At 45.5% G+C, this 24,002-nt stretch carries 22 protein-coding genes and 1 riboswitch; of the genes, 11 read left to right on the forward strand and 11 right to left on the reverse strand.

The window, feature by feature from the left end; translation table 11 throughout:
• Positions 1-45: 45 nt before the first annotated feature.
• From thiH to thiC, 6 genes are read right to left on the reverse strand one after another with little or no spacing between them, the layout of a single operon-like run.
• On the reverse strand, positions 46-1,164 hold the full coding sequence (thiH, locus tag OZ660_RS00585; protein ID WP_274742209.1) for a 2-iminoacetate synthase ThiH: 1,119 nt from the start codon (positions 1,162-1,164) through the stop codon (positions 46-48).
• A 16-nt stretch (positions 1,165-1,180) separates the two neighbouring features.
• Positions 1,181-1,954, reverse strand: coding sequence for a thiazole synthase (locus OZ660_RS00590; protein ID WP_274742210.1), 774 nt, complete (start codon positions 1,952-1,954; stop codon positions 1,181-1,183).
• Between the two features lie 4 nt (positions 1,955-1,958).
• On the reverse strand, positions 1,959-2,168 hold the full coding sequence (gene thiS, locus OZ660_RS00595; RefSeq protein WP_274742211.1) for a sulfur carrier protein ThiS: 210 nt from the start codon (positions 2,166-2,168) through the stop codon (positions 1,959-1,961).
• Positions 2,165-2,911 (reverse strand): HesA/MoeB/ThiF family protein, encoded by a 747-nt coding sequence (locus tag OZ660_RS00600; protein WP_274742212.1) that lies wholly within the window; start codon positions 2,909-2,911, stop codon positions 2,165-2,167. Before OZ660_RS00600 ends, thiS begins: the two co-directional genes overlap by 4 nt.
• Positions 2,901-4,445, reverse strand: coding sequence for a thiamine phosphate synthase (thiE, locus tag OZ660_RS00605; protein WP_274742213.1), 1,545 nt, complete (start codon positions 4,443-4,445; stop codon positions 2,901-2,903). Before thiE ends, OZ660_RS00600 begins: the two co-directional genes overlap by 11 nt.
• Complete coding sequence (gene thiC, locus OZ660_RS00610) at positions 4,442-6,340, reverse strand: phosphomethylpyrimidine synthase ThiC (protein ID WP_274742214.1); 1,899 nt, start codon at positions 6,338-6,340, stop codon at positions 4,442-4,444. The genes thiE and thiC overlap by 4 nt, the downstream gene beginning before the upstream one ends.
• A gap of 207 nt (positions 6,341-6,547) precedes the next feature.
• Positions 6,548-6,659: riboswitch (TPP riboswitch) on the reverse strand.
• Between the two features lie 282 nt (positions 6,660-6,941).
• On the opposite strand from thiC, the gene OZ660_RS00615 reads away from it, so the two are divergent.
• Positions 6,942-8,570: a P-loop ATPase, Sll1717 family gene (locus OZ660_RS00615; protein WP_274742215.1), complete on the forward strand. Its 1,629-nt coding sequence runs from the start codon at positions 6,942-6,944 to the stop codon at positions 8,568-8,570.
• Between the two features lie 74 nt (positions 8,571-8,644).
• Here the strand turns inward: OZ660_RS00615 and OZ660_RS00620 are convergent, their stop codons facing one another.
• Genes OZ660_RS00620 through hemC form a run of 4 tightly spaced genes read right to left on the reverse strand, consistent with a single transcriptional unit; the run spans position 8,645 to position 12,670 of the window.
• Positions 8,645-9,823 carry a heme biosynthesis HemY N-terminal domain-containing protein gene (locus OZ660_RS00620; RefSeq protein WP_274742216.1) on the reverse strand — a complete coding sequence of 393 codons (1,179 nt, stop codon included), beginning with the start codon at positions 9,821-9,823 and terminating at the stop codon, positions 8,645-8,647.
• Positions 9,820-10,980, reverse strand: coding sequence for a uroporphyrinogen-III C-methyltransferase (locus OZ660_RS00625; RefSeq protein ID WP_274742217.1), 1,161 nt, complete (start codon positions 10,978-10,980; stop codon positions 9,820-9,822). Before OZ660_RS00625 ends, OZ660_RS00620 begins: the two co-directional genes overlap by 4 nt.
• On the reverse strand, positions 10,981-11,721 hold the full coding sequence (locus OZ660_RS00630; RefSeq protein ID WP_274742218.1) for a uroporphyrinogen-III synthase: 741 nt from the start codon (positions 11,719-11,721) through the stop codon (positions 10,981-10,983). It abuts the gene before it with no gap.
• 10 nt (positions 11,722-11,731) lie between these two features.
• The gene (hemC, locus tag OZ660_RS00635) at positions 11,732-12,670 is read right to left on the reverse strand and encodes a hydroxymethylbilane synthase (protein WP_274742219.1); all 939 of its coding nucleotides are present in this window, start codon (positions 12,668-12,670) and stop codon (positions 11,732-11,734) included.
• Between the two features lie 263 nt (positions 12,671-12,933).
• Here hemC and OZ660_RS00640 point away from each other — a divergent pair, with 263 nt between their 5' ends.
• Complete coding sequence (locus tag OZ660_RS00640; RefSeq protein WP_274742220.1) at positions 12,934-13,995, forward strand: GGDEF domain-containing protein; 1,062 nt, start codon at positions 12,934-12,936, stop codon at positions 13,993-13,995.
• Between the two features lie 6 nt (positions 13,996-14,001).
• On the opposite strand, the gene OZ660_RS00645 is transcribed toward OZ660_RS00640, so the two are convergent.
• Positions 14,002-14,676, reverse strand: coding sequence for an alpha/beta hydrolase (locus OZ660_RS00645; protein WP_274742221.1), 675 nt, complete (start codon positions 14,674-14,676; stop codon positions 14,002-14,004).
• A gap of 250 nt (positions 14,677-14,926) precedes the next feature.
• Here OZ660_RS00645 and gmk point away from each other — a divergent pair, with 250 nt between their 5' ends.
• The 9 genes from gmk to OZ660_RS00690 all read left to right on the forward strand — a co-directional run bounded on the left by gmk (position 14,927) and on the right by OZ660_RS00690 (position 23,996).
• Positions 14,927-15,568: a guanylate kinase gene (gmk, locus tag OZ660_RS00650; RefSeq protein ID WP_202263135.1), complete on the forward strand. Its 642-nt coding sequence runs from the start codon at positions 14,927-14,929 to the stop codon at positions 15,566-15,568.
• A gap of 159 nt (positions 15,569-15,727) precedes the next feature.
• Positions 15,728-16,000 carry a DNA-directed RNA polymerase subunit omega gene (rpoZ, locus tag OZ660_RS00655; protein WP_014947805.1) on the forward strand — a complete coding sequence of 91 codons (273 nt, stop codon included), beginning with the start codon at positions 15,728-15,730 and terminating at the stop codon, positions 15,998-16,000.
• A gap of 144 nt (positions 16,001-16,144) precedes the next feature.
• Positions 16,145-18,256 (forward strand): bifunctional GTP diphosphokinase/guanosine-3',5'-bis pyrophosphate 3'-pyrophosphohydrolase, encoded by a 2,112-nt coding sequence (gene spoT, locus OZ660_RS00660; protein ID WP_274742222.1) that lies wholly within the window; start codon positions 16,145-16,147, stop codon positions 18,254-18,256.
• Positions 18,257-18,280: 24 nt separating this feature from the next.
• On the forward strand, positions 18,281-18,667 hold the full coding sequence (locus OZ660_RS00665) for a RidA family protein (RefSeq protein WP_274742223.1): 387 nt from the start codon (positions 18,281-18,283) through the stop codon (positions 18,665-18,667).
• A 3-nt stretch (positions 18,668-18,670) separates the two neighbouring features.
• On the forward strand, positions 18,671-19,378 hold the full coding sequence (trmH, locus tag OZ660_RS00670; RefSeq protein ID WP_226432528.1) for a tRNA (guanosine(18)-2'-O)-methyltransferase TrmH: 708 nt from the start codon (positions 18,671-18,673) through the stop codon (positions 19,376-19,378).
• A 158-nt stretch (positions 19,379-19,536) separates the two neighbouring features.
• Positions 19,537-21,609: an ATP-dependent DNA helicase RecG gene (recG, locus tag OZ660_RS00675; protein ID WP_202263141.1), complete on the forward strand. Its 2,073-nt coding sequence runs from the start codon at positions 19,537-19,539 to the stop codon at positions 21,607-21,609.
• A complete protein-coding gene (locus OZ660_RS00680) occupies positions 21,602-22,390 on the forward strand; it encodes a class I SAM-dependent methyltransferase (protein ID WP_274743417.1) in 789 nt (262 codons plus the stop codon). Before recG ends, OZ660_RS00680 begins: the two co-directional genes overlap by 8 nt.
• A gap of 9 nt (positions 22,391-22,399) precedes the next feature.
• Positions 22,400-22,873 carry a peroxiredoxin gene (locus OZ660_RS00685; protein WP_202263142.1) on the forward strand — a complete coding sequence of 158 codons (474 nt, stop codon included), beginning with the start codon at positions 22,400-22,402 and terminating at the stop codon, positions 22,871-22,873.
• A gap of 313 nt (positions 22,874-23,186) precedes the next feature.
• Positions 23,187-23,996, forward strand: a complete 810-nt coding sequence (locus OZ660_RS00690; protein WP_274742224.1) for a hypothetical protein — start codon at positions 23,187-23,189, stop codon at positions 23,994-23,996.
• Positions 23,997-24,002: the final 6 nt, after the last annotated feature.

The following is a 24,002-nucleotide window of genomic DNA, read 5'->3' on the forward strand; positions in this document are numbered from 1 at the left end:
GGAGGCTTTGCTGTCAATTTATATGTGTTCGAATGTTTGTCTTCACTAACCAAAGGGCATCCAGTCTTTCCATACAGGCTCTAAACCATTTACGGCGAGAGCTTTGACTACCTTATCGACAGGTCTATTATCGTCTATATCAAATTGATTTAGTGCTGTGGTTGGTGTGCTGTAGCCACCTGGTTGCGTTTGCGATGCCGCGCTCATCGACGTAATTCCCAAAGGGGCAGCGCCATCTCTAAAAGCTGCCGACTCGCGGGTTGATAAAGAAAGTTCTGCATGCGGGTTAAACAACCGGTGTGCGCATATTAGTTGAAGTAATTGCTTTTCATCTGGCAAGTGTTGAGAGTGCTGTGCACTATCTCGGTTTCCTTCGCATGCGCGCAATCGGGGAAACGAAATAGAGACTCGACTTTGCCAATAATGTTTTTGAATTAGTCGGCCATGCAAGGCGGTCATTACGCTGTCTACACGCCAGTCGCCAAGGCCGAGTAGGGCACCTATACCAATTTTGTCGATACCCGCTTGGCCAATGCGATCACTGGCTTCTAGTCGCCACAAAAAATCCTGCTTTTTACCACGCGTGTGTACTTTGGCGTAATGCTGGGGTGAATAGGTCTCCTGGTAAACCAACACCGCGTCTAACCCTTTTTCTTTTAATGTTTTGTAGTGATTTAGCGTAAGCGGCTGAACCTCCATCATTAAATAACTTACTTTGTCGCGAATAGCGTCAATGGTGCGCTCGAAATATTCCATGCCTACTTTGGTTTCGTGTTCACCTGTGACAAGCAGTAATTGCGAAAACCCCATTGCGTTAATTGCAGCAACCTCGGATAGCGTATCGCTAATTGACAATGTGGTGCGCTTAATTTTATTGCTCATGGTGAATCCGCAATAGGTGCATTCATTGGCACATAGGTTCGAGAGGTATAACGGCACAAATAACTGCATTGTGTTGCCAAAGCGGTGGCGGGTAAGGTGGTAAGCACGGCTTGCCATTGCTTCTAAGTAGTTTGCGCCAGCAGGTGAGATAAGCGCCATAAAGTCATCAAGCTCGAGTTTCTCTTTGCCAAGGGCGTGTTCCACATCATTGCGCGTTTTACTGTGAAGCGTTAGGGCAATATGAGATAAATCTTGTTGTAGCAAAGCGTCGGCTACTTTCATACTGTGCACTCCCACATTACGTTAGCGCGCGGTCTAAAAAAGCCGTTAGCGGGCTAGATGCTTGCGCTGTACGGTGTGTTGTACCAAGCCCGGCTTCAAACGCTTGCCGGCCGGTTTCTACCGCACTGGCAAAGGCATTGGCCATGGCAACGGGATTGCACGCTGTAGCAATGGCAGTGTTGACCAACACGGCATCTACACCCATTTCCATGGCCGCCATGGCATCGCTGGGTTTTCCTATGCCTGCGTCTACAATGACAGGCACTGTCGCCTGCTCAACAATAATGTGTAAGAAGGGTTTAGTTTGAAGGCCTTGGTTACTACCAATTGGCGCAGCTAATGGCATAACGGCAGTGCAGCCAACTTCCTCTAACCGTTTACAAAGTACGGGGTCGGCGCCGCAATATGGCAAAACATGAAAACCTTTTTTAACCAGTACTTCAGCGGCTTTAAGGGTTTCAATGGGGTCGGGAAGCAAATACCGTTGGTCAGGGTGTATTTCTAACTTTATCCACTGACTGCCAATTGCTTCATAGGCGAGTTCAGCAGCAAATATCGCTTCTTGTGCAGTTTTAGCCCCAGAGGTATTTGGCAATAGGGTGACTCCAAGATTGCGTAAAACACTCAGTGTCATGTCTGTACATGTATTGCTGGCTACGCGTTTCATCGCCAGTGTCACAATAGCGCTTTGCGAGGCCCGAAGGGCATCTTGCATTGTATCGGGATCACTGAATTTTCCTGTACCAGTAAGCAATCGAGAGGAAAAAGAATGGTTGGCAAGTGTTAACATGATCTCAGCCTCCGGCTACAAGTGTGAATATATCGATGGTGTCACCACAATTTAAGTGGGTTGTTGACCACTCTCGTTTACTGACAATGGTGTTGTTCACCGCAACGGCTGTACCTATGCTGTCGAGTGATTTCAATGCGATAAGCTCGCTTAAAGATATAGGCGCAATAACATTCATGGCCTGACTATTAACGCTGATATGTATCTGAGTCACTGGCAAACCTCGCAATGTGATGAAGGTAAAAGCGAAAACGACTGCATGCTGCCTTGTGCAACATGACAGTTGAGGTAGCGCCCCCATTGGATATCCGCACTGTAGCGTTTAGACAGAAAAAGTAACGCTTGCGCAGCTTGATGGCAGGCGGCCATACCTACCGCAGGTCCAAGCACTCCTTGGCTGATGCAATCCTCTTGAAGAGTAATATGCTCGACTAAGCAGGCATAACAGCCTGTGTTTTTAACCTGTGATGAGATGTTTATTGCTTGCCACGTTACACCGCTAGCACTTGCCATAAATAACGGGATTGAAGACGCTATACAGGCATGGTTTATTTGCTGGCGCGTGGCAACTGAGTCGGTGCAATCAAGTACGCAAGTCGCATTGCTTAGTAAGGTTGGTAAGTTGTTACTATCAATAAATAAGCTTTTATAATTGCAGGTTGTGTGTGGGTTAACTTTTTTGAGCTCATTGCAAAGCGCTTTGGCTTTAAGCTCGCCCAAGTGCATTTCGTTGTAGGCAATTTGTCGTTGTAGGTTGCTCATGTCGACAACATCACCATCAATTAATGTAATTTTACCTACACCAGCGCCTACCAAGTAGCGTGAGGCAAGCGTACCTAATCCACCAAGACCAATGACCACCACGTGAGACTGCATAATGTTTTGCTGCCCCTGCTCTTCAATTTCGCTAAGCCCGAGTTGTCTGCTGTAGCGCTTTATGTCCTGTTTAGTAAGCAAAGCCTGCCTCCCGCGCCAATGCGTGAAACGCGTCTTTAGGATTGTCGGCTTGTATAATCGCCGTGACGACAGCAATGCCGTTTACGTGAGTTTGAGCGACAGTGTTAATGCGGGCACGTGTAATGCCCCCTATTGCCACGGTAGGAATGTCTTCGCAAAGCGAAACGTAATTCGCAAGTCGAGACACACCTTGTGGGCTTGAGGGCATATCCTTCGTGGTGGTAGGGAATATATGACCTAATGCAATGTAAGAGGGGTTTAAGCGTTTGATGCGTTGAATTTCTTCATAGCCATGGGTAGAAATGCCTAAGCGCAACCCTGCTTGTTGAATGGCATGCAGATTGGCATTTTCTAAATCTTCTTGACCCAAATGTACGCCGTAAGCGCCCAACGCAATGGCCCATTCCCAATGGTCGTTGATGAAAAGCTGACATGACGTATTACTGGTCATATCAATGGCTTGCTTGATTTGGTCGCGAATGGCATCCGGCGGGCCGTGCTTTACTCGCAGCTGTATTATTTTAACACCTGTAGGCAATAGCTCTTTTAGCCATTCGACACTATCAACCACAGGGTAAATACCCATTTCGCGTTCTGTAAGTGGCGCAAAGGGTAAAAGGGAAGACGACTTACTAATCTGTGAAAGCGCACTGGCCGTGTGATTAGTGCCAGCGTACACATCGGGAAAAGCACTTGGACATTGAGGAAACCCAATAGTGCGCGCGTTGAAGGTAAGCCCAGGGATTTGTGAACAATACTGACGTACATGATTTACGTACGCAATGGCGAGGGTGAGTGCATCAAGCAAATCATAATGGCGCAAAACAAACCCGCACAGAGCACTGGCAAGCATGCACCCTGTACCGCGCAACTCACCATTGCTATTTCGCTTGAGCGCAAATGTTCGCGTGTAATTGGCAGTGACAAATATATCGAACACCTGAGTGCTATTTAAAGTAGCACCTAATGGCTCGGTTAGGTGCCCACCTTTTACAAGAACTGCATGAGCGCCGAAGGTGATGAGCTGCTTAGCGCACGTCAGTGCATCTTCCACACAGGTAATGTCGTCAGTATGCTGTGCAAGCACGCCAAGTTCTTGAGTATTAGGGGTAACGACATCGACAGTTTGTAGTAACTGCATTATTGCATGGGTACTTAGCTCACTTAATTGACCGCCCGACGAAGTGGTAAGCACTGGGTCCCAAACGACAAAAGGGCGTGCTGCGCCAAGGGCTTGTATACGAGTACACAATAGTTGTGCTTGCTCATCATTGGCAATAGCCCCAATTTTTATTGCACTGGGCAAGGCATCCTGTGCCAACACTTGCCACTGCGCATTCAAAGCAGATACCTTTGTTATATCGCGACTTAGCATCACTGTATTTGACTGTACGGTAAGCTGAGTTGTCAGTAAGCAGGCGTGTACATCAAGGTCTGCCAGTGTAATAGCGTCGCGAGAGATGCCCGCACCGCCACTAGAATCAATCCCACCAACACACCACACAACCCGCTTATTCACTACGGGCTGTGTCATGGCAAGTTCACCTTAGTATCTGCCGCATGGTAAAGCGCTGCACCCGATTGATTAAACGCCTTAGCCATATTCTGCATACCTTGCTGTTTCTCCTCAGCTTGTTTTGCTACATCACGCACTTCTTGCGAAATTTTCATGCTGCAAAACTTAGGGCCGCACATAGAGCAAAAATGCGCTACTTTGCCTGACGCCTGAGGAAGCGTTTCATCGTGATAAGCGCGGGCCGTATGAGGGTCTAGAGCCAAGTTAAATTGGTCTTCCCATCTAAATTCGAAGCGCGCTTTTGACATGGCATTGTCTCGTATTTGCGCGCCAGGATGGCCTTTTGCTAAGTCTGCCGCGTGAGCCGCAATTTTGTAGGTAATTAAGCCTTGCTTGACGTCTTCTTTGTTTGGTAGCCCCAAGTGTTCTTTTGGCGTGACGTAGCACAGCATGGCGCAGCCATACCATCCAATCATGGCAGCGCCAATACCTGACGTGAAATGATCGTAACCCGGCGCGATGTCTGTGGTAAGTGGGCCTAGTGTATAAAACGGCGCTTCGTGGCAGTGCGTTAACTGCTCTTCCATGTTCGCTTTAATCATGTGCATTGGCACATGCCCAGGGCCTTCAATCATTACCTGAACATCGTATTCCCATGCAATTTTGGTTAGCTCGCCTAACGTGCGCAGCTCTGAAAACTGTGCATCATCGTTTGCATCCGCCACGCTGCCGGGGCGAAGACCGTCGCCAAGTGATAGTGACACGTCATACTGCGCACAAATCTCACAAATTTCGCGAAAATGTTCATACAAAAAGCTTTGTTTGTGATGGCTTAAACACCATTTAGCCATGATAGAGCCGCCACGTGACACAATGCCCGTTACGCGTTTGGCGGTAAGGTGCACATACTCAAGCAGTACGCCTGCGTGAATGGTAAAATAGTCAACGCCTTGCTCTGCCTGTTCAATAAGGGTGTCTTTGAACATTTCCCAGGTTAAGTCTTCTGCTACGCCATTAACTTTCTCTAGCGCTTGATAGATTGGCACGGTACCTAGCGGCACGGGGCTGTTACGCAATAACCATTCACGGGTTTCGTGAATGTTACGGCCGGTAGACAAATCCATAATGGTGTCTGCACCCCAGCGGGTAGACCACACTAGCTTTTCCACTTCTTCTTCAATCGATGAGGTCACCGCGGAGTTGCCAATGTTGGCGTTAATTTTCACCAAAAAATTGCGCCCGATGATCATTGGCTCAAGTTCAGGGTGATTAATGTTGCACGGAATAATGGCGCGGCCCGCAGCGACTTCATCTCGCACAAATTCAGGGGTAATGGTCTCTGGTAAGTTGGCGCCAAAGTGTTCGCCTTTGTGCTGCTGAGTTAGCTCTGCTTCTTTAATGGCCTGTCGGCCCATATTCTCTCGAATGGCAATGTATTCCATTTCGGGGGTCACAATACCTTGGCGAGCGTAATGCAGCTGCGTAACGTTCTTGCCTTGCTTGGCTTTCAGCGGTTTACGTTCGCGAATAAAGCGAAAGTCTTCGGTGAAAATGTCGTTCTCTCGTTCTTTAGCGAATGATGACGATACGCCGTCGAGTGCAAATGTGTCGTCTCGCTCTGCAATCCATGATTGGCGAAGTGGTGACAAGCCCTTGTGAACATCAATGGTTTGCGCTGGGTCACCATAAGGCCCTGACGTGTCATAAACAGGAATAGCTGGGTTGGCTTCAAAAAGCGGGTTTTCTTCTGTACCACCTACCAAACTGTCGTGCTGGTGAATAAGGCGCATAGCCACGTTAATATCATCGCGGCTGCCGGTTTCGTAATAGCGTGTAGAGTTAGGGTACGCTTCGCCCGCTAGTTCATTGATAAATTGTTGCGCTTGTTGGCGCTGTTCGCGTCGTGTCGACATAGCATTTTGGCCTTAAAAAGTTTAGGTTTAAAAATGCTTGTCAGGAGTGAAGGAGAATATAACGCAGGATTGAAGCAAGAAAGTTATCGCAGTACGTGGCTTTTTGCGCTGTGCAACACTAAAACATCAAGATGCTAAGGCATCTAAACCACAGTAACAGCGCGTGCTACTACAAAAGCACAGCAGCACAACAATATTTCTACTTCAGCATTATATTTTCTTGTTCCCTTCGCAGGTATTAGCCTGATCAGGTTCAACGGATCCCGCTTTCGCGGTCTCAGCTTACTGGGTATCCAGTGAAGCACTCCGACAAGTAACTTGTGTTGAAATATACTTAAAATGAAATAGATTTCAAGGATAGAGTTTCGCTGTTAATCAATACTCGTGACGCATGAAATCTTACTCCACCAATTTGCGCAAGGCAGAATCTAATTAGCGCAATGTGCTGATGTTCTCTCGCTTGCATTTAGGCTCTGAAAACTCAAATAGATATCTAGTTGCATAGTGCAGTAATGCTAGCTACTATTTTTAGTGGTTAATTTTTAACCACTCATGATTTATTAAATCACAAAAATATGCATAGTTTCTAAAGGAGAGTTTAATGCCTATTAAATTATCGAAAGGAATCGGAGAAATTCAAGGAGATGAATTACGTTATATATGGCAGGCTCCAGATGTCTATGATGAGGTTCATGATAATAATGTTTGGTTGATATACGGCAGAAAAGGTTCAGGTAAGTCTACATTAGTTGAATATCTTGGCTCAGATAGTCAAAACTCACAAGTTATTACCATACGCCCAAGAAAAACTAACTTATTTCAAAAAGTCTTAGTTGCTATCAACGAAGTTAAGGATGATGACAGATTAATAGAAGAGAGTATTTCTAATACTATAGAATTTATTTTATTTGCCCAAATAATGCGAAGTGTTGTCGGTGAAGCTAATAAATTCATAAGTGGTGGAAACCTAGAAACTATATACAACTTTTTGTGTCAATATGGCTTGCATCAAGGTTCGGTGCTTAGAAAAGCTATTTCTTTAATTAGCAAGCAAACGGGAAAAATTTCTCTAGTGCCAGATATCTCTCAACTTTTAAATACCCTCGAGGGAGATGTAGAGTACGAAGACGCTAAGGACGCACTAATTGAATATACAAAAGAGATAAATAAGAGCGTTGTTCTATGTATAGATGATATTGATCAAATTGGTTTTTCATTTTCAAGGTATGACAGACTTTTTGTAAATGGTCTACTCATCTTAATGGGAAGAAACAATGTAAATTTCATTGAAAGTGGAGCCAAAATTCGTATTTTCTTAACCATTCCAAGTGAGCTTTATTTTCATTCAACTATGTGGGGGGCAGACTGGATTACTGGAAAAAGTAATTGTTTAAACTGGGATGATCCAAAGGACATGCTAGGGTTAGTTAACAAAAGAATAGCAATGGAGATGAATGTAAGAAAACATCACAAAAGATCAAAAGATGATATTTATTCAATTGACTCAGATAAAACTTGGAATAGAATTTTTCCGACGAGTATAAAAAATAAATTGAATAGGGACGAAAGTAGCTTTGACTACTTATTGAGGCATACATTTTATACTCCAAGACATATGCTTGCTTTGTGCGACAAAGTATTAACTCGAATCGAGCATGAAGCCCCAGCTGATATAGACTTATTTGATCTAGGCGAACAGTTCTCTCTACACCACTGGAATGACATCTTTAGAAAATCAGTTAGAGAGTTTACAGAAGAAGCTGAGAAAGATTTTAGAGCTATTTTCAATAATATTTATGAAAACCTTGAAAAAGTAATATCTGCGTTCAAATCACGACCAGGAATATGGAACCGGGCTCAACTTATTCAGTTTATTGAGAAAGAAGGTTTGAAAATTTCTAGAAAGGATAAAGGTATCAAACATGAGAGTGAAGACCTAGTTTATATCCTTCATCGAATTGGTTTTTTAGGACTTGGAGTAAGAAGGATTAACGAAGCACCAACCGGTAGCCAAGCCTATGAACTTAAGTTTTCATATCTAGAGAGGTTACCTTACAAAGGCGGGTGGGAATTGGCAGTTGTAAGTCCAGTTTTCTACACGACATATGATATTAGGCCAGTTGATCACATTATAGTCAACCCGCACAAGGACCTACTACTACCGGTAAGAATTCTTCAATCTATAATGTCATATGATATCGTGACTAATAACAGCCTAGCCAACTGTTAATTCCAGCTCCTTGGAGGTAACAAGAGCAAATCTCTACGATTTGCTTCTTATCAATAAACAAAATGAAAATTAGTTTATTTGTTAGCTGTTTGCTGCCCTTCTTTGTAAAGCTGAAGGGCAGTTGCCGTGTCTTGATTACGTTCGCTTATGGCTGACAACAGCAATAAATCTTCTTTTCGCGCTTTCATTTTGGTCGCTTTTAACAACGCTTTTTCTGCAAGTACGTCGTCACCCGAGTTAAATGCTACTTGGCCAAGTGTTGAATATAACGCCACGTTATCTTCGTCTTGCTTTATCCAGCTTTCCAGTAGGCGTAGTGACGGTGACGAGTCCGGAATGTTCAGTTGCGTGAAAAGTGGGAACAACGCACTATTTAGGCCGCGTTTTTGCCAATCAACCAGTAACTGCTGAGCGTCAGCGTGCATACCTTGGTCGAGCAGTTGCTGAATGTACGCCGCACGATAAGCGTCGTCGTGCCGAAGTTTACGAGGTAAATTGTCCCAATAGGTCTTAAGCTCAACGGCACCTTGTTTGCTGGCAATCTCTGCAAACTTCCCTTTTGCGATGCGCTGACTCCACGCAGTGTAATCTTCTTTTGATAGCGCTTTTCGCCAGCTACCTAAGTTATTTTGTAATGTTTGCCACTGTCCTAGTGCTGCAAGTATCTGCGCCTTTAATTGCACAACTTGTCTGTTTTCATGAGACTTGTCATCAAGCTCATCTAATTTCGCAAGTGCAGCTTCGTGTTTGCCATCTACCATGTCGATACGTGCGTGCATCACGGTAGCGGCAAGTGTTGCATTGGGAAATTCGCTAGCTTGTTCTAGGAAATAACGCGCTTTGTCGAAGTCGTTGTTGGCGAAAGCAATTTGAGCAGAGGCTAAATAATTTACGCCTTCAAAGTCACCGTTGGTGGTTTTACTTAATGCTTTTTTAGCAGTTTCAAAGTCACCGGCTGCCATGGCATGCAAGCCATCGTAAAACGCACGCTTTCGCTTGCGTTCTCCCAGTGCACCAAACCATTTATGTGAACCTGTAAATAAGCTTAATGCCCACATGATTAGACGCAATAAGGCATAAGCACCTACTACACCAATAATAAGAAACAGGCTAAAGCTTATCACCGTCATTTCAATTCCCTTATTGCCAAGGGAAATGAGCACATAGCCTTTATCGCCTAAAATCATTGGCCCGACAATGAGCGTAATAATAAATGCGGCAAGGACCGCTAACGCAATCATTAACCATCTCATAGTGCGCTAGCTCCTTGTCCAAACACTTGCTTTACTCGGTTATCAAGTAACCCTTCAAGCGGCTTTTGTGCTTTTAACTCTGAAGGAAGAGGGCGAGACACGTCGGTATTAAGCAAATTCTGAATTGCGTTAACAAAACCAGTGACTTGGCTAGTCTCTATATCGAATTTTTCGATAAGCAGGGTTTGAGCATATTGTAGCGATTGATTGTATAGGCCTGCGTCGCCCTTCAACGCAGCCGACTGTGCATGCATTAACTGTAAGCGCAGTTGCTCTTTGAGTAAATACTGTGCTTCCAGCGACAATACTGGCTCAACCGGGCCCTCAATGGTTTTAACGGTAAATAGGTCGCCTACCAATTTATCCCATACTTTAGCTAAATTGGCTTTCCAATCATCGGTAGATTCAGACAATGTATTGTCTTGGGCATCCACATCTTTCGGTTTTTCGAAAGTATCTAATGGTAGTTTATCAATTTGTGCAACCATGCCAGTTAGCGCGAGCGCTACCGAGCTAGGTGACACTGGATTTAGCTGTTGAAGCGTTTGAATATCTTCAGCAAGGGCAGCGCGAACGGGTAACACAGATGGGTCGGCCAAAGATTTTAAGCGTTTGTCAGCATTTACTAACAACAAAATGGCAGTGCGGACGTCATTTTCCAACCATAGCTTACGACCAGCCATACGAACGAGGTAATCTGCTTCGGCAATAAGCCAATCTGCAGGTCGTCGACCTTCCATATTCTTAATTTGCTCTAGGGCTGACTCTGCTTGCAGAGCAAGGGTTTCATTTTCCGATTGTAATGCATTAAGTGTATTGTTGAGCGCATTATTGCTCTTGGTAATTTCATCCAGTTTCGCATTCAACTGGTTGCGCTCTTGTACCATTGCGTTAAGATCGCTGGCATTCTTTTGCTGGGCGTTTAGCGTTTGCTGTTGTGCAGTTTGTTGCTGCATGTAGTACCAATAACCTGCACCGGCCATTGAAAGTACTATCAAAAACAGAATGACAACGACAAACCAAAGTAGCCCGTTACCTGATGATTTGGCTTGCTTGGGCGAAGAAGGCGTATCCGTTTTTGAGTCGATAACCTCTTTTTCGGCACTAACCGTTACCAACTCATCGCCTTGAGGACGACTCTCATTATTATTGGCCATTTAATACTCCCAGTTATCCTTTACCCAAGCCGTTAAGGCCTGATCGGTAGCGCGTGAACAAACAAACACGCGTTCCACCCCAATGTTCTTCAATGAATTGGCAATGCGCTCACTTACGGTTAACCATGGCAGGGTCAAAAGTATATTGCCATAGTGCGTAATTAATTGGTTCGCCATTGCTTCGCTTGTAGCGATAATGCCGCTAACGTCGCTAATTTTCCACCGTTTTGTGTAAACTGGACAGGTAAGTTGCTCGCGCTTGTAAACACAAAAGCTGCTTACTTCAATGCCACGTTGCACCAGTCCTTGCGCAATGGCATCTCGTCCACCTTCACCTTTAATAATACCTACATGTTGGCAATTTGGCTCATTGAGTTGCTGCATTGCCAATATACCTTCTGATGTATGGTCGCAAGGCGTGAGTATTGTCACATTTGGCGTGTGACTAAAAGCCTTGTGTAATTTCTTGGCGGTGGCGTCGCCCACCGCAATCAAGGTTGTCAAATGAGTATCAGTGCTACTTTTTTGCTTTATGCCTTCTACGGTAGCCTCTACGGCATACACGCTGGTTACTACTACGGCATCTAACGCTGTAGTTGAAATGAAATCGCGCGCTGCACGGCTTTCTGAGGGAATGTAAACGATATCTGATGTGGCAACGCCTACCGCATCAATACCCGCGTCTTCAAAAGCACTGGCACTTGTTTTTAATTTTGGCAACGGGCGAGTGAAAAGTAGCATCAAAAATTCGCTAGTTATACAACGCTTTTAAAATCTCACCAGCACCTTGGGCAAGTAATGCCTCTGCGACTTCAATACCAATGTCATTAGCGCGTTCTCTTGATGCCGTAGCAGAGGCAAATAAAAGTGTTGAACCATCGGGTTTGCCCACCATCCCTGTTAAGGTAAGCGTGTCGCCATCTAGCGTTGCAAAACTACCAATAGGAACCTGACATCCCCCTTCCAGACGTTCATTCATGGCGCGCTCAGCGGTTACACGTGTATGGGTGTCGTCGTGGTTTAGGGCTTGAAGTAGTGCGATAAGTTCATCATCGTCGTTGCGGCACTCAATGCCCACTGCGCCTTGTCCTACGGCTGGCAACGAAATATCGGCAGGCAGTGGCATGCGAATACGCGTTTCCATTTCAAGACGAATTAGGCCCGCAGAAGCGAGAATAATTGCATCGTACTCACCCGCATCTAACTTGGCGAGTCGTGTATTCACGTTGCCGCGCAAGTCTTTAATCACTAAATCAGGGCGGTATTTTCTAATTTGACACTGACGGCGCAAGCTTGATGTGCCCACAACGGCCCCTTGCGGAAGTGCATCTATGCTATCGAAATTATTCGAGACAAAAGCGTCAAATGGGTTTTCGCGCTCACAAATAGCATGCAACCCAAACCCATCAGGAAATGCCACTGGAACATCTTTCATAGAGTGCACGGCAATGTCGGCTCGCCCTTCAAGCATGGCAATTTCAAGCTCTTTAATAAATAGCCCTTTGCCGCCAATTTTGGCCAATGGCGTATCTAAAATTTTATCGCCCTGAGTACTCATTGGTACCAACTCTACCGTTAGCGAAGGGTAATGCTCTGTAAGCTTCGCTTTCACATATTCTGCTTGCCAAAGTGCCAGTGCACTTTTTCTTGTTGCAATGCGAATGGTACGGGTAGTGTTAAGGTGACTCATGGTGATTCCAAACAAATTAAATTTAACAGTTGTGTGTATGCTAGAGCGTGTAGCTTTGGGTTGCAAAAACGTTATGCACTAACTTCGCACTAGTATACTCATTCTAAGGCTTAATGTTTGAAAATACCCATAGTTTTCTGTTTGGAGATATGTCGCAAATCAGTCTATGCTGTGGTGGCAAATTAGTGAATGACTAAGGCTCGGTTTATTCTGAACAAAGACAATGTGTTAAGCAGGCGTGAAATTGGGGAGCAGGTGTAGTAATGGAACACTCATCGGTAAGGCAGTTGTTACGGGGTACACAGCAAAATGAGGCGGAAGCGAAACGCAGACGTTTAACGCTGTACTTCATATCGTATGTTGGCGGCACCATAATGGCAATTATGGCGTGGATTAACATCAATGGCGGCGATATGTTGCTCGTGGGCTCGCTCGCAGGTTCTGCTGCTGTTATTTATGCCAACGTAGTACTGTCTCATGTTTTTCCCCGACATGATCTTTTCTACTATGTAGCAGGCATTATCGTTTGCTTTACCATAAATGCACTGGTGTATACCGGCGGATTAAACAACACGGGGTTGTACTTTATTTTCCCACTTTTGTTTATTCAAATTATTGTTGTGAGGTATAAACCCGCCATCTTGTACGTGGCCATTACGCTCGGACTGGCTATTTTAATGCTGTACAACCAAGATAAAATCGCAGCAGAGTATGCACCAGAGCATGTATCGCGTTTTCTCATAGCGACCTTTTGTTTTGTATGTGTGGCTTTTATTGGTGAATACTTCTGGCATCAAAGTCGTCGTGAAATGCTCAAAGAAAACCTTGAGCGCATGCGTCAGGCGAATACCGATCCTCTTACAAAACTTCCCAATAGACGCTTTCTTGAAGCCGTGTTTTTCGAAAGGGCTATGCAAGACCCCGGCAGCTATTTTCCGCTCAGTACGGTTGCGGTAGATATTGATCATTTTAAGCGCATAAACGATAAATACGGCCATGATATAGGCGATGAAGTGCTCATTCATTTCTGCGCCCTAATGAAACAAGCTGTACGCAATACGGATGTGGTAGCCCGAACGGGTGGCGAAGAGTTTTTAGTGCTATTTCCTAAAGCCAGTTTAAGCCAAGCCGTGAAGTTAGCCGAAAAGATGCGACAAACTATAGAAGAGAACCCCTTTGAAAAAGGGGATATTCATCACGCCATTACAGCTAGTTTTGGTGTTGCTACTGCCCTAACAGATAACAACATTCATGCGACATTAAAGCAGGCCGATGACAACCTATATGCCGCTAAAAATAGCGGCAGAAACAAAGTTGTGGAATAACAGACACTAACTTGCGAGTACTTTCTGTAACCAGGCGCTAATGTCGTTTAACTCTTGCATACACACGTTATGCTGCATGGTGTAGGTTTGCCATGTAGCATTAAATCCATTATCTGACAGCGTTTTAAATGCAGCGTTACCCATAAATACTGGTACCACTTCATCTTGATCGCCGTGTGCCATCATTATAGGCGTGGCACGGTTAGTGTCAGTTGCTTCGCTCGCAAGCAATGACGGTTCACACATGTATGTTGACAGGGCCAGTACGCCAGCGAACTGTTGTGAAAAGCGCGGCGCAAGATGCAACGCAATCACGCCGCCTTGAGAGAAGCCAGCGAGTACAATTCGGTTTGCTGGAATGCCACTATCAATTTGCGCTTGAATTAATTGCTCTACTTGGTCTGCTGATTCTTTCACACCCGTTAAATCGGCACGACTGTTAAAGTCGAGTGACTTAATGTCATACCACGCTCGCATGCGCATACCATTATTAATGGTGATAGGTCGCTCGGGGGCATGGGGGAAAATAAATTTAACCGCCATACTATCAGGTAAGCGAAGTTCAGGGACGATAGGGGCAAATCCGTGACCAGAGTCACCAAGCCCATGTAGCCAGATAACGCAGGCATCAGGCGTAGTCGCGGGGTTTATTTCTACGCACGGCAGAAGTTGCTGGGTCATTCTAGTATATCCTGTTAGGTCTTGTTGCTTGTTGGCTAGAGCGCATAAGCGCAAAAGCGCTGTAAGGTTTATTATTATCTTTATTGCCACATTACAGTGAACGTGTATTTGTAGCTAAACACTATTACGCAATCTAGTGTCGCGTTTGAGCGCCTTTGTCGCTTAATACAATCGTTATTACTGCAGTGCGCTTACCTATGCTATCATTGCGGTTTGAAATCACCATACTTTGACAGAATTTTAATACCCTATGGCTTCACTACTTGGTAATTTGTTCATTCTTGCTGCACCTTCCGGTGCTGGCAAATCTAGTCTTATTAAAGCGTTAATGGAAAAGTACGAGGGCAGTACTACCTCGCCAATGCAGGTGTCTGTGTCTCATACTACGCGTCAACCTCGTCCGGGCGAGGAAGATGGCGTGCATTATCACTTTGTAAGTCGTGAACAGTTTGAAGCCCTTATCGAGCAGGGAGTTTTCTTCGAGTATGCTGAAGTATTTGGCAATTACTACGGTACGTCGCGCGTTACCATTGAACAAACGTTACACCGTGGTATTGATGTATTTTTAGACATTGATTGGCAAGGCGCGCGCCAAGTGAAAGAACTGATGCCAGATACATGTGGTATTTTTATTTTGCCCCCCTCGCTAGATGTTCTAGAGCAGCGTTTAAATAATCGTGGCCAAGATAGCGATGAGGTGATTGCGGGCAGAATGTCACAAGCGGTAGCGGAAATGTCACACTTTAACGAGTTTGACCATGTAATTGTTAATGATGACTTTGCCACTGCGCTTAGCGATCTTGAAGCCATCGTAACAGCTCAGCGACTAAGAACCGTTAAACAACAAATGCGTCATCAGCCTTTGTTGGACGAATTGCTCGGTAGCGCGTAAGCTAGCAATAGCAAATACGTGTTTTAAACCAATAGCGTGCGATCAGTGCGATCGCGCTGTGTTAATTTCACACAAAACGCTAGGATCGCGAGGTACAACCATGTATACTACGCGGCCGTTTTTTGAATAACTTGCTCAACCTAATTTTCGGAGAAATACATGGCTCGCGTAACTGTAGAAGATGCCGTAGATAAAATTGGTAACCGCTTTGACCTAGTGCTTGTTGCTGCACGCCGTGCACGTCAAATTGCCACTGAAGGCAAAGATCCTATGGTTGACGTTCAAAACGACAAGCCAACTGTAACTGCACTTCGCGAAATCGAAGAAGGCTTAGTGACTGCTGCTACGCTTGAGCAAGCAGAGCTTCAAGCACAAGAACAGCAAGAACATGCTGAATTTGCGTCAGTAGCAAATATTCTATCTGATCAGTAAAACATGCCCTTTAGGGCTGTTTACGAGTAATTTAGCGCCAGTGCTTTGAAAAAAGCACTGGCGCTTTACTTTTGGCGTATTGGCTTATAGCACAATAAAACGTATTCTTAGGGTTGTAACGTTATATAAGGGTCACGCTGCACTGTGTATTTGTTTGAAGGTTTAAAGCAGAAAGTTGTTGAGTATTTACCAGCCGAACGGGTTCAGCTGGTACAAGATGCTTTTATTTTGGCGCAAGAAGCCCATGACGGCCAAATGCGATCAAGCGGCGACCCCTATATTACACACCCTGTTGCGGTGGCGGGTATTCTCGCCGATATGCATTTAGACCATGAAACTATCATGGCTGCGTTACTTCACGATGTTATCGAAGATACCCACTACGACAAAGACGACTTAGCTGAGGCGTTTGGCGATACTGTTGCCGAGCTTGTGGAAGGTGTAAGTAAGCTCGATAAGTTAGCGTTTAGCACTAAGCAAGAGGCGCAGGCTGAAAACTTCCGCAAAATGATGATGGCCATGGTGCAAGATATTCGCGTTATCTTGATCAAGCTGGCCGACCGTACGCACAACATGCGAACATTGGGGTCGCTTCGCCCCGATAAACGCCGACGTATTGCCCTTGAAACGCTGGAAATATACGCGCCTATTGCACACCGTTTGGGTATTCACGATATTAAAAACGAGCTGGAAGACCTAGGTTTTCAAGCCATGTACCCTATGCGTCACCGTGCACTTAAATCAGCTGTGCGTCAGGCTCGCGGTAATCGTAAAGAGATTATCGAAAACATTAGGCAAGAACTGAATACACGCCTTGAAGCCTACGAAATTGAATCAAACGTGCTTGGCCGCGAAAAGCACCTGTATTCCATTTACCGTAAAATGAAAAACAAAGAACTGATGTTCAATGAGGTAATGGATATATACGCGTTTCGCATTGTGGTGTCATCAGTTGATAACTGCTACCGCGCATTGGGTGCAATGCACGGCCTGTACAAGCCTATCGAAAACCGTTTTAAAGACTATATTGCCATTCCACGTACCAACGGCTATCAGTCGCTTCACACTTCATTAATTGGTCCACACGGTATCCCTGTTGAAATTCAAATTCGTACGCAGGAAATGGATCAAATGGCGGACAAAGGCGTTGCGGCACACTGGTTGTATAAAGAACCTGGTGACAACGGCACTACCGCGCAATTGCGCGCGCGTAAGTGGATGCAAAGCTTATTGGAACTGCAGCAGTCAGCCAGTTCATCGTTTGAGTTTATCGAATCGGTTAAAACCGACCTATTCCCTGACGAAATTTATGTGTTTACGCCAGATGGCCGTATTATCGAACTGCCAATGGGCGCCACGGCCGTTGATTTTGCTTATGCCGTTCACTCTGATGTGGGCAATACCTGTGTGGGCGTGCGCGTCGAGCGCAGAAACTTTAGCTTAAGTAAGCCACTAGAAAATGGTCAAACGGTAGAAATTATTACGTCACCGAAAGCTAAGCCAAATGCTAACTGGCTTAACTTTGTGGTGAGCGCACGGGCGCGAACGCGTATTCGCCAGTATCTGCGCAAACAGCATTCACAAGAAGCGGTGAACATGGGTAATCGCCTATTGCGTCATGCGCTCGGTGCCGTGAAGTTAGACGATATACCACAAGACGATATCGACCGCGTTGTAGCAGAAACTAAACACGATAGCTTTGATGATTTATTAGTAGATATTGGGCTTGGTAATGAGCTAAGCGCTATCGTAGCACGCCGCCTACTAGGTGAAAGCACAACAGACTTGTCAGACAAAAAAGGCAATGTGGCTATTCGTGGCACAGAGGGCTTGCTGGTGCACTACTCACGTTGTTGTCACCCAATACCTGACGACGAAATTGTGGCGGTACTTAGCCCAGGGCGCGGTATGACTATTCATCAAACCGGCTGTAACAATATTCGCAAGCTTGCCAGAGAAGAACCCCAACGCGTGCTGCCTATGCAGTGGGATGATGAGCCACAAGGCGAGTTCAAAGCGTCGCTTCGCATTGAATTGATTAATCACCAAGGAACACTGGCAACATTAACGAACACTATTTCAGGGTGCGATTCCAATATCATTGGTCTGCAAACTGAAGAAAAAGAGAGTAATATCTACTTTATTGACCTAGAGTTGACCACGCATAACCGTGTGCACTTGGCCCGTGTAATGAAAAAAATTCGCACCATGCCAGAGGTTCAGAAAGTGTCTCGTCATAGTCAATCTCGACACTAAGTTTAACCATTTTTAGGAACTATTATGTCTAAGTCTATTATTCAGACCGATAAGGCACCTGCTGCTATTGGTACATACAGCCAAGCGGCTAAAGCGGGCACTACAGTATATCTTTCTGGCCAAATTCCTTTGGTGCCTGAAACCATGGAAATGGTTTCAGGCGAATTTGAAGCGCAAGCTGTTCAGGTTTTTGAAAACATCAAAGCGGTATGTGCTGCTGCGGGCGGAACAACAAATGACTTGGTGAAAGTGAACATCTTTTTAACCGATTTAGGTCACTTTGCCACGGTAAATGAAATAATGAGTCGCTACTTCAACAAGCCTTATCCTGCACGTGCTGCTGTTCAGGTTTCTGCACTGCCAAAAGGCGCGCAAATTGAAATCGATGGCGTGATGGAATTGCCGGAGTAAGTCATGTCACCTGAGCGTTACCAGCGAATTAGAGATGTGCTGGAAAGAAGGCAAACCGATTTAACGGTTTGTCTTGAAAATGTGCACAAGCCACATAATGTATCGGCCGTTGTGCGCACCTGCGACGCGGTGGGTATTCATCGCGTTCACACCGTGTGGGAACAGAAATATCAGTTTCGTCGTGGCACAGCGATGGGCAGTCAGCAATGGGTGCGTCAAACCAACCACGATAATATCAGCGATGCCATGTCTGCATTGAAAGGGCAGGGTATGCAAGTGCTTGTCACACACTTGTCTGACAGCGCAGTGGATTTTCGCGATATTGATTACACTAAACCTACTGCTATTTTGTTTGGGCAAGAAAAGTACGGTGCCACTGATGAAGCTATTGCAATGGCTGATCAGGATATTGTTATTCCCATGATGGGCATGGTGCAATCGTTGAATGTGTCGGTAGCTGCTGCGCTTGTGTTGTACGAAGCACAACGTCAACGCACGATTGCGGGTATGTACAACACGCAACATTTGCCAGAAGAAGAGTGCCAAGCACTTGCTTTTGAAAATGGCTACCCTCGATTGTTTAAACTTTGCCAACGCAAAGGACTACCACTTCCACCTATCAACGCATTAGGTGAAGTGGACGCCACCGATAGCTGGTGGAAAGAAATGCAAATCACACAAGCAGAAGCTGACGCATTAGAATCACAGTAGTGCGTCAGTGAATGAAAAGCCTGTACCCACCACAGGCTTTTGGTTTTTTAAAAACTGGCCTAAAGCGTACTCGCCAACCTAGTCGCAATCCTTTACACTTCGTTTAAATTTAGGCGCTTAGCGCCAGCATCAATGTTATAGAAGAAGGACTTCGACCAATGCAAGCACTGGCCACTACACCGATTACTGCGCTTAAAGGCGTAGGCGCAAAGGTGGCAGAAAAGCTCAACAAAATTGGCTTATTTACCCTTCAAGATATTTTGTTTCACCTGCCTCATCGTTACGAAGATAGAACACGCATATACAGTGTGGCTGAATGCCGCCCCTTTACTCATGTGAGTGTGCAAGGCGAAGTGATGAGCGCAGATATCCAGTACGGTAAAAAGCGTATGCTGGTGGTGAAGTTAAGCGACGGTACAGGCACCATTACACTGCGCTTTTTTCACTTTGGTGCAGTGCAGCGTTCGATGATGACACCGGGGAATACGGTACGCTGTTTTGGTGAAGTGCGAACGGGCAAGTGGGGCATTGAAATGATGCACCCTGAGTTTAAATTGGTAGATGAAGATGCGCCGCCAACTGAAGAATCACTCACACCTGTCTATCCCACCACGGATGGCGTGAAGCAATTAACTTTACGAAACTTAACTGAGCAAGCACTGGCATTGCTAGATAAAGGTGCGCTTGCCGACCTGTTGCCTGACGGCATTTACGATGAGCAAATCAGCTTAAACGAAGCATTGCATTTAGTGCATAGGCCACCACCAGATGTCGACGTTCACGAAATGGAAGAAGGTCTGCATCCTGCGCAGTACCGGCTTATTTTAGAAGAGCTACTGTCACACCATCTAAGCGTGCTTAAAGTGCGTAAGCTCTCTGATGCACAGCCGGGCATTCCTATTGAAGTCAATCAGGTGCTTATCGATAAAATGCTCTCTCAGCTGCCATTTTCTCCGACAGGCGCACAGGCGCGAGTAGTAGCAGATATTCAAAAGGACATGCAGCACGCGCGCCCCATGATGCGCCTAGTGCAAGGTGATGTGGGGTCGGGTAAAACGCTAGTTGCTGCACTAGCCGCGCTATCAGCTATTGGTGCTGGTCACCAGGTTGCCTTAATGGCGCCCACAGAGCTGCTTGCTGAGCAACATGCTAATAACTTCAGAGATTGGCTAGCGCCTCTAGGCATCGAAGTAGGTTGGCTTGCCGGCAAACTAAAAGGTAAAGCGCGCAATGAAGTACTCGCGCGATTAGAAGCGGGCGATATTCAAATGCTCGTGGGAACCCACGCTATTTTCCAAGAAAGTGTAAACTATCAGCAGCTGGCTCTCGTTATTGTAGACGAACAGCACCGTTTTGGTGTGCATCAGCGTTTGGCATTGCGTGATAAAGGTCAGCAGCAAGGGCGCTATCCTCATCAGTTGATAATGACAGCCACGCCTATTCCAAGAACGCTTGCAATGACCGCGTATGCCGATTTAGATACCTCGATTATTGATGAACTGCCGCCGGGGCGTACACCGGTACAAACGGTAGTGTTGCCTGATACGCGCCGCGCCGATGTCATTGAGCGTGTGCGCCAAGCATGTAAAGAAAATGGCAGGCAGGCGTACTGGGTTTGTACGTTAATTGATGAGTCTGAAGTACTTGAGTGTCAAGCGGCTGAAGACGCCGCGGTAACCTTGCGCACAGCGCTGCCGGACTTACAGGTTGGTTTGGTACACGGGCGTTTAAAACCAGCTGAAAAAGCGCAGGTAATGGCAGATTTTAAAGACGGTAAACTAGACTTACTTGTTGCCACAACCGTAATTGAAGTCGGCGTAGATGTGCCTAATGCCAGCATTATGATTATTGAAAACCCCGAGCGACTTGGGTTGGCTCAGTTGCATCAGTTGCGCGGTCGCGTAGGGCGGGGTGCTGTAGAAAGTCAGTGTGTACTCATGTACCAAAGTCCACTGTCTAAAACAGCCACACAACGCTTAGGTGTATTGCGTGAGTCTAACGATGGATTTTATATTGCTCAACGCGACTTAGAGATCCGCGGACCTGGAGAATTCATGGGCACAAAACAAACGGGGATGGCCGAGCTTAAAATTGCCGACTTGGTGCGCGACGCCGCGCTCATCCCTAAAGTCCAAGAAATTGCTTACACATTGTGGGACAAATACCCTTCTCACGCGCAAGCTATTATTAACCGCTGGATTGGGCACAAGGAGCAGTATGGCCATGCTTAACACACTGCCACTAGTAGTAACCAGCGAACCTGCAAATGCGTGTTTTGATACTGATACTCACCTTGCGAAAGTTATTGGTGACAAGTGGGGCTTTACGTATAGCGAATCTAATCAGCCGCCTGAGGACGGCTTTTATTTGCAAGTTAATAACAACGTGCTGGGGTTAAGCGACGCGAGTGAAAAAAAGGTATTACCGGTTGAAGTTGATTTTGCGTCGCCGGCGAGTTTGTACCGGAAGCAACATGGTGGTGGCCGTAAAGAGCCCATCGTAAAAGCCATCGGCTTAAAAGGTAATGAACAATGGCATGTTGTAGACGCAACGCCCGGGCTAGGGCGCGATGCCTTTGTGCTGGTGAGTGTGGGATGCCATGTGACTATGATTGAGCGCTCACCGATTGTTGCTGCATTATTAGAGGACGGAATTAGACGCCTTAATTTGGACTACCCTGAGCTTGCGGCAAGAATGTCACTTCTGCATGGAAATAGTGCTGAGGTAATGCAATACTTCAATGGTGAGAGCGTGGACGCTATTTACTTAGACCCCATGTTTCCACATAAAAAGAAATCAGCCTTGGTGAAAAAGGAAATGCGGCTGTTTCAGCAATTGTTAGGACACGATCCTGACGCAGATGCGCTGTTACCGCCAGCACTAAAGCTAGCTACGCACCGAGTGGTAGTAAAACGCCCAAACAGTGCAGACGTGCTGGCCGGACAAAAGCCATCAATGGCAATAGAAAGTAAAAAACATCGATTTGACGTGTATTTGTGTCAGAACAACTAGGAGAACATCATGATACAAGTTGGTAGCACTCTACCTGAGGTGGACTTTAGCCTTTTAGAAAATGGTGAAGTAACTAACCCGGGTACGAATGAACTTTTTACAGAAAAACGTGTTGTTTTGTTTGCAGTTCCTGGTGCATTCACACCAACCTGTTCTCAAGCGCATTTGCCTGGCTATGTGGCCCTTGCCGACAAAATTAAAGCCAAAGGCATTGACCATATTATTTGCTTAAGCGTAAACGATGCCTTCGTAATGGATGCATGGGGAAAAGCAAATAACGCCGAAGAAATTATTATGCTTGCAGATGGTAATGGTTTTTTCACCAAGCAAATTGGTTTAGACATGAATACCGGTAATTTTGGCGGTATGCGTTCACTGCGTTATTCAATGCTTGTTGAAGACGGTGAAGTGAAAAAGCTTAACGTTGAAGACCCAGGTCGTTTCGACGTAAGCGATGCACAGAGTATGCTAGATAGTCTGTAAGCTCTATGACATAACAGGTTCATATCGCTAAAGCTCGTAGCCTCGGTTACGGGCTTTTTTTATTGGGCAGCTAATAACACAATCTCATAAGGTCATCTCCTTTCTTTTTGTATAGTTGTTATGATCTTGCGCATAACAAAACGCGTTATATATCAGTATGTTTATATAAGAGCGGCCAGTGACTAGGTATAATGCCCCTGCGTATATACGAAGGCCAATAAGTTAATCGGTAGATTGGCTGAGTTAGTTACCTTTACTTGCTTAATGATAATAAGTATCATTTTCGCGAAAAGACAACGTTTTAGGAATTATCATGACAACAACACTAAAGAAAATGGGTGCGTTGGTTTTAGCGTCTGCTGTGACATTGGCAATGGTGTCTGGCAAGGCAATGGCAAATGGTGAAATTGGCGATCACGTGAATAACTTGCATGCTCATATCGGTGAGTATACAGAGGAAGTACATTGGCTAGAGAGCAAGTTTGGCAGTGTTGTTGATGCGTATGAAGCGAAAGATAAAGCGCTTAAAACTGACGCCCTTATTGAATATTGGGAAGAAGTGGATTTTCACTCTGCAATCGAAACCCAATACGTGCCAATTTATGCCTCGATTTGGCAAGGCATTTATGGTGTAAAAATGGCCATTGATGGCAAAAAGCCTATTCAAGTGGTTCGCGAAGAGCAAGAGAAGCTAAATCATGCCTTGTGGCAAGCGCTAGGCGCGGTTAAACTTGCGTCCCAATATCAGAAGAAAGGCCTAGTTGACGCAGTTAAAACAACTGAGAAAGAGCCAACTACGGGGCCTGAAGTTATTGACGATATCAAAACTCGTTTAGATCGCGTTGTTGCTAAGTATGCAGAGCAACTACACGAAGTAGCGACCACATTAGTGCACGACACGTATCTGCAACGTTTTGAAGGTGTAGAAGGCGATTTGATTGCACAAGATGCTGCACTGGTTGAAGACTTAGAAAAAGACTTCAATGTCACATTGCCTCAAGCTATTTCAAAAGATAAAGGCGTTGATAGCGTGCGAAAAGTGGTTGAAACCATGCAAACGAAGTTAGACCGTGCGCGTGTTTTGCTTGTTGAAGCAGAAAAAAGCCGCAAAGACGTATTTTAAGGAAGC

Source organism: Alteromonas sp. 009811495, from assembly GCF_028865455.1.
Taxonomy (GTDB): Bacteria; Pseudomonadota; Gammaproteobacteria; order Enterobacterales; family Alteromonadaceae; genus Alteromonas.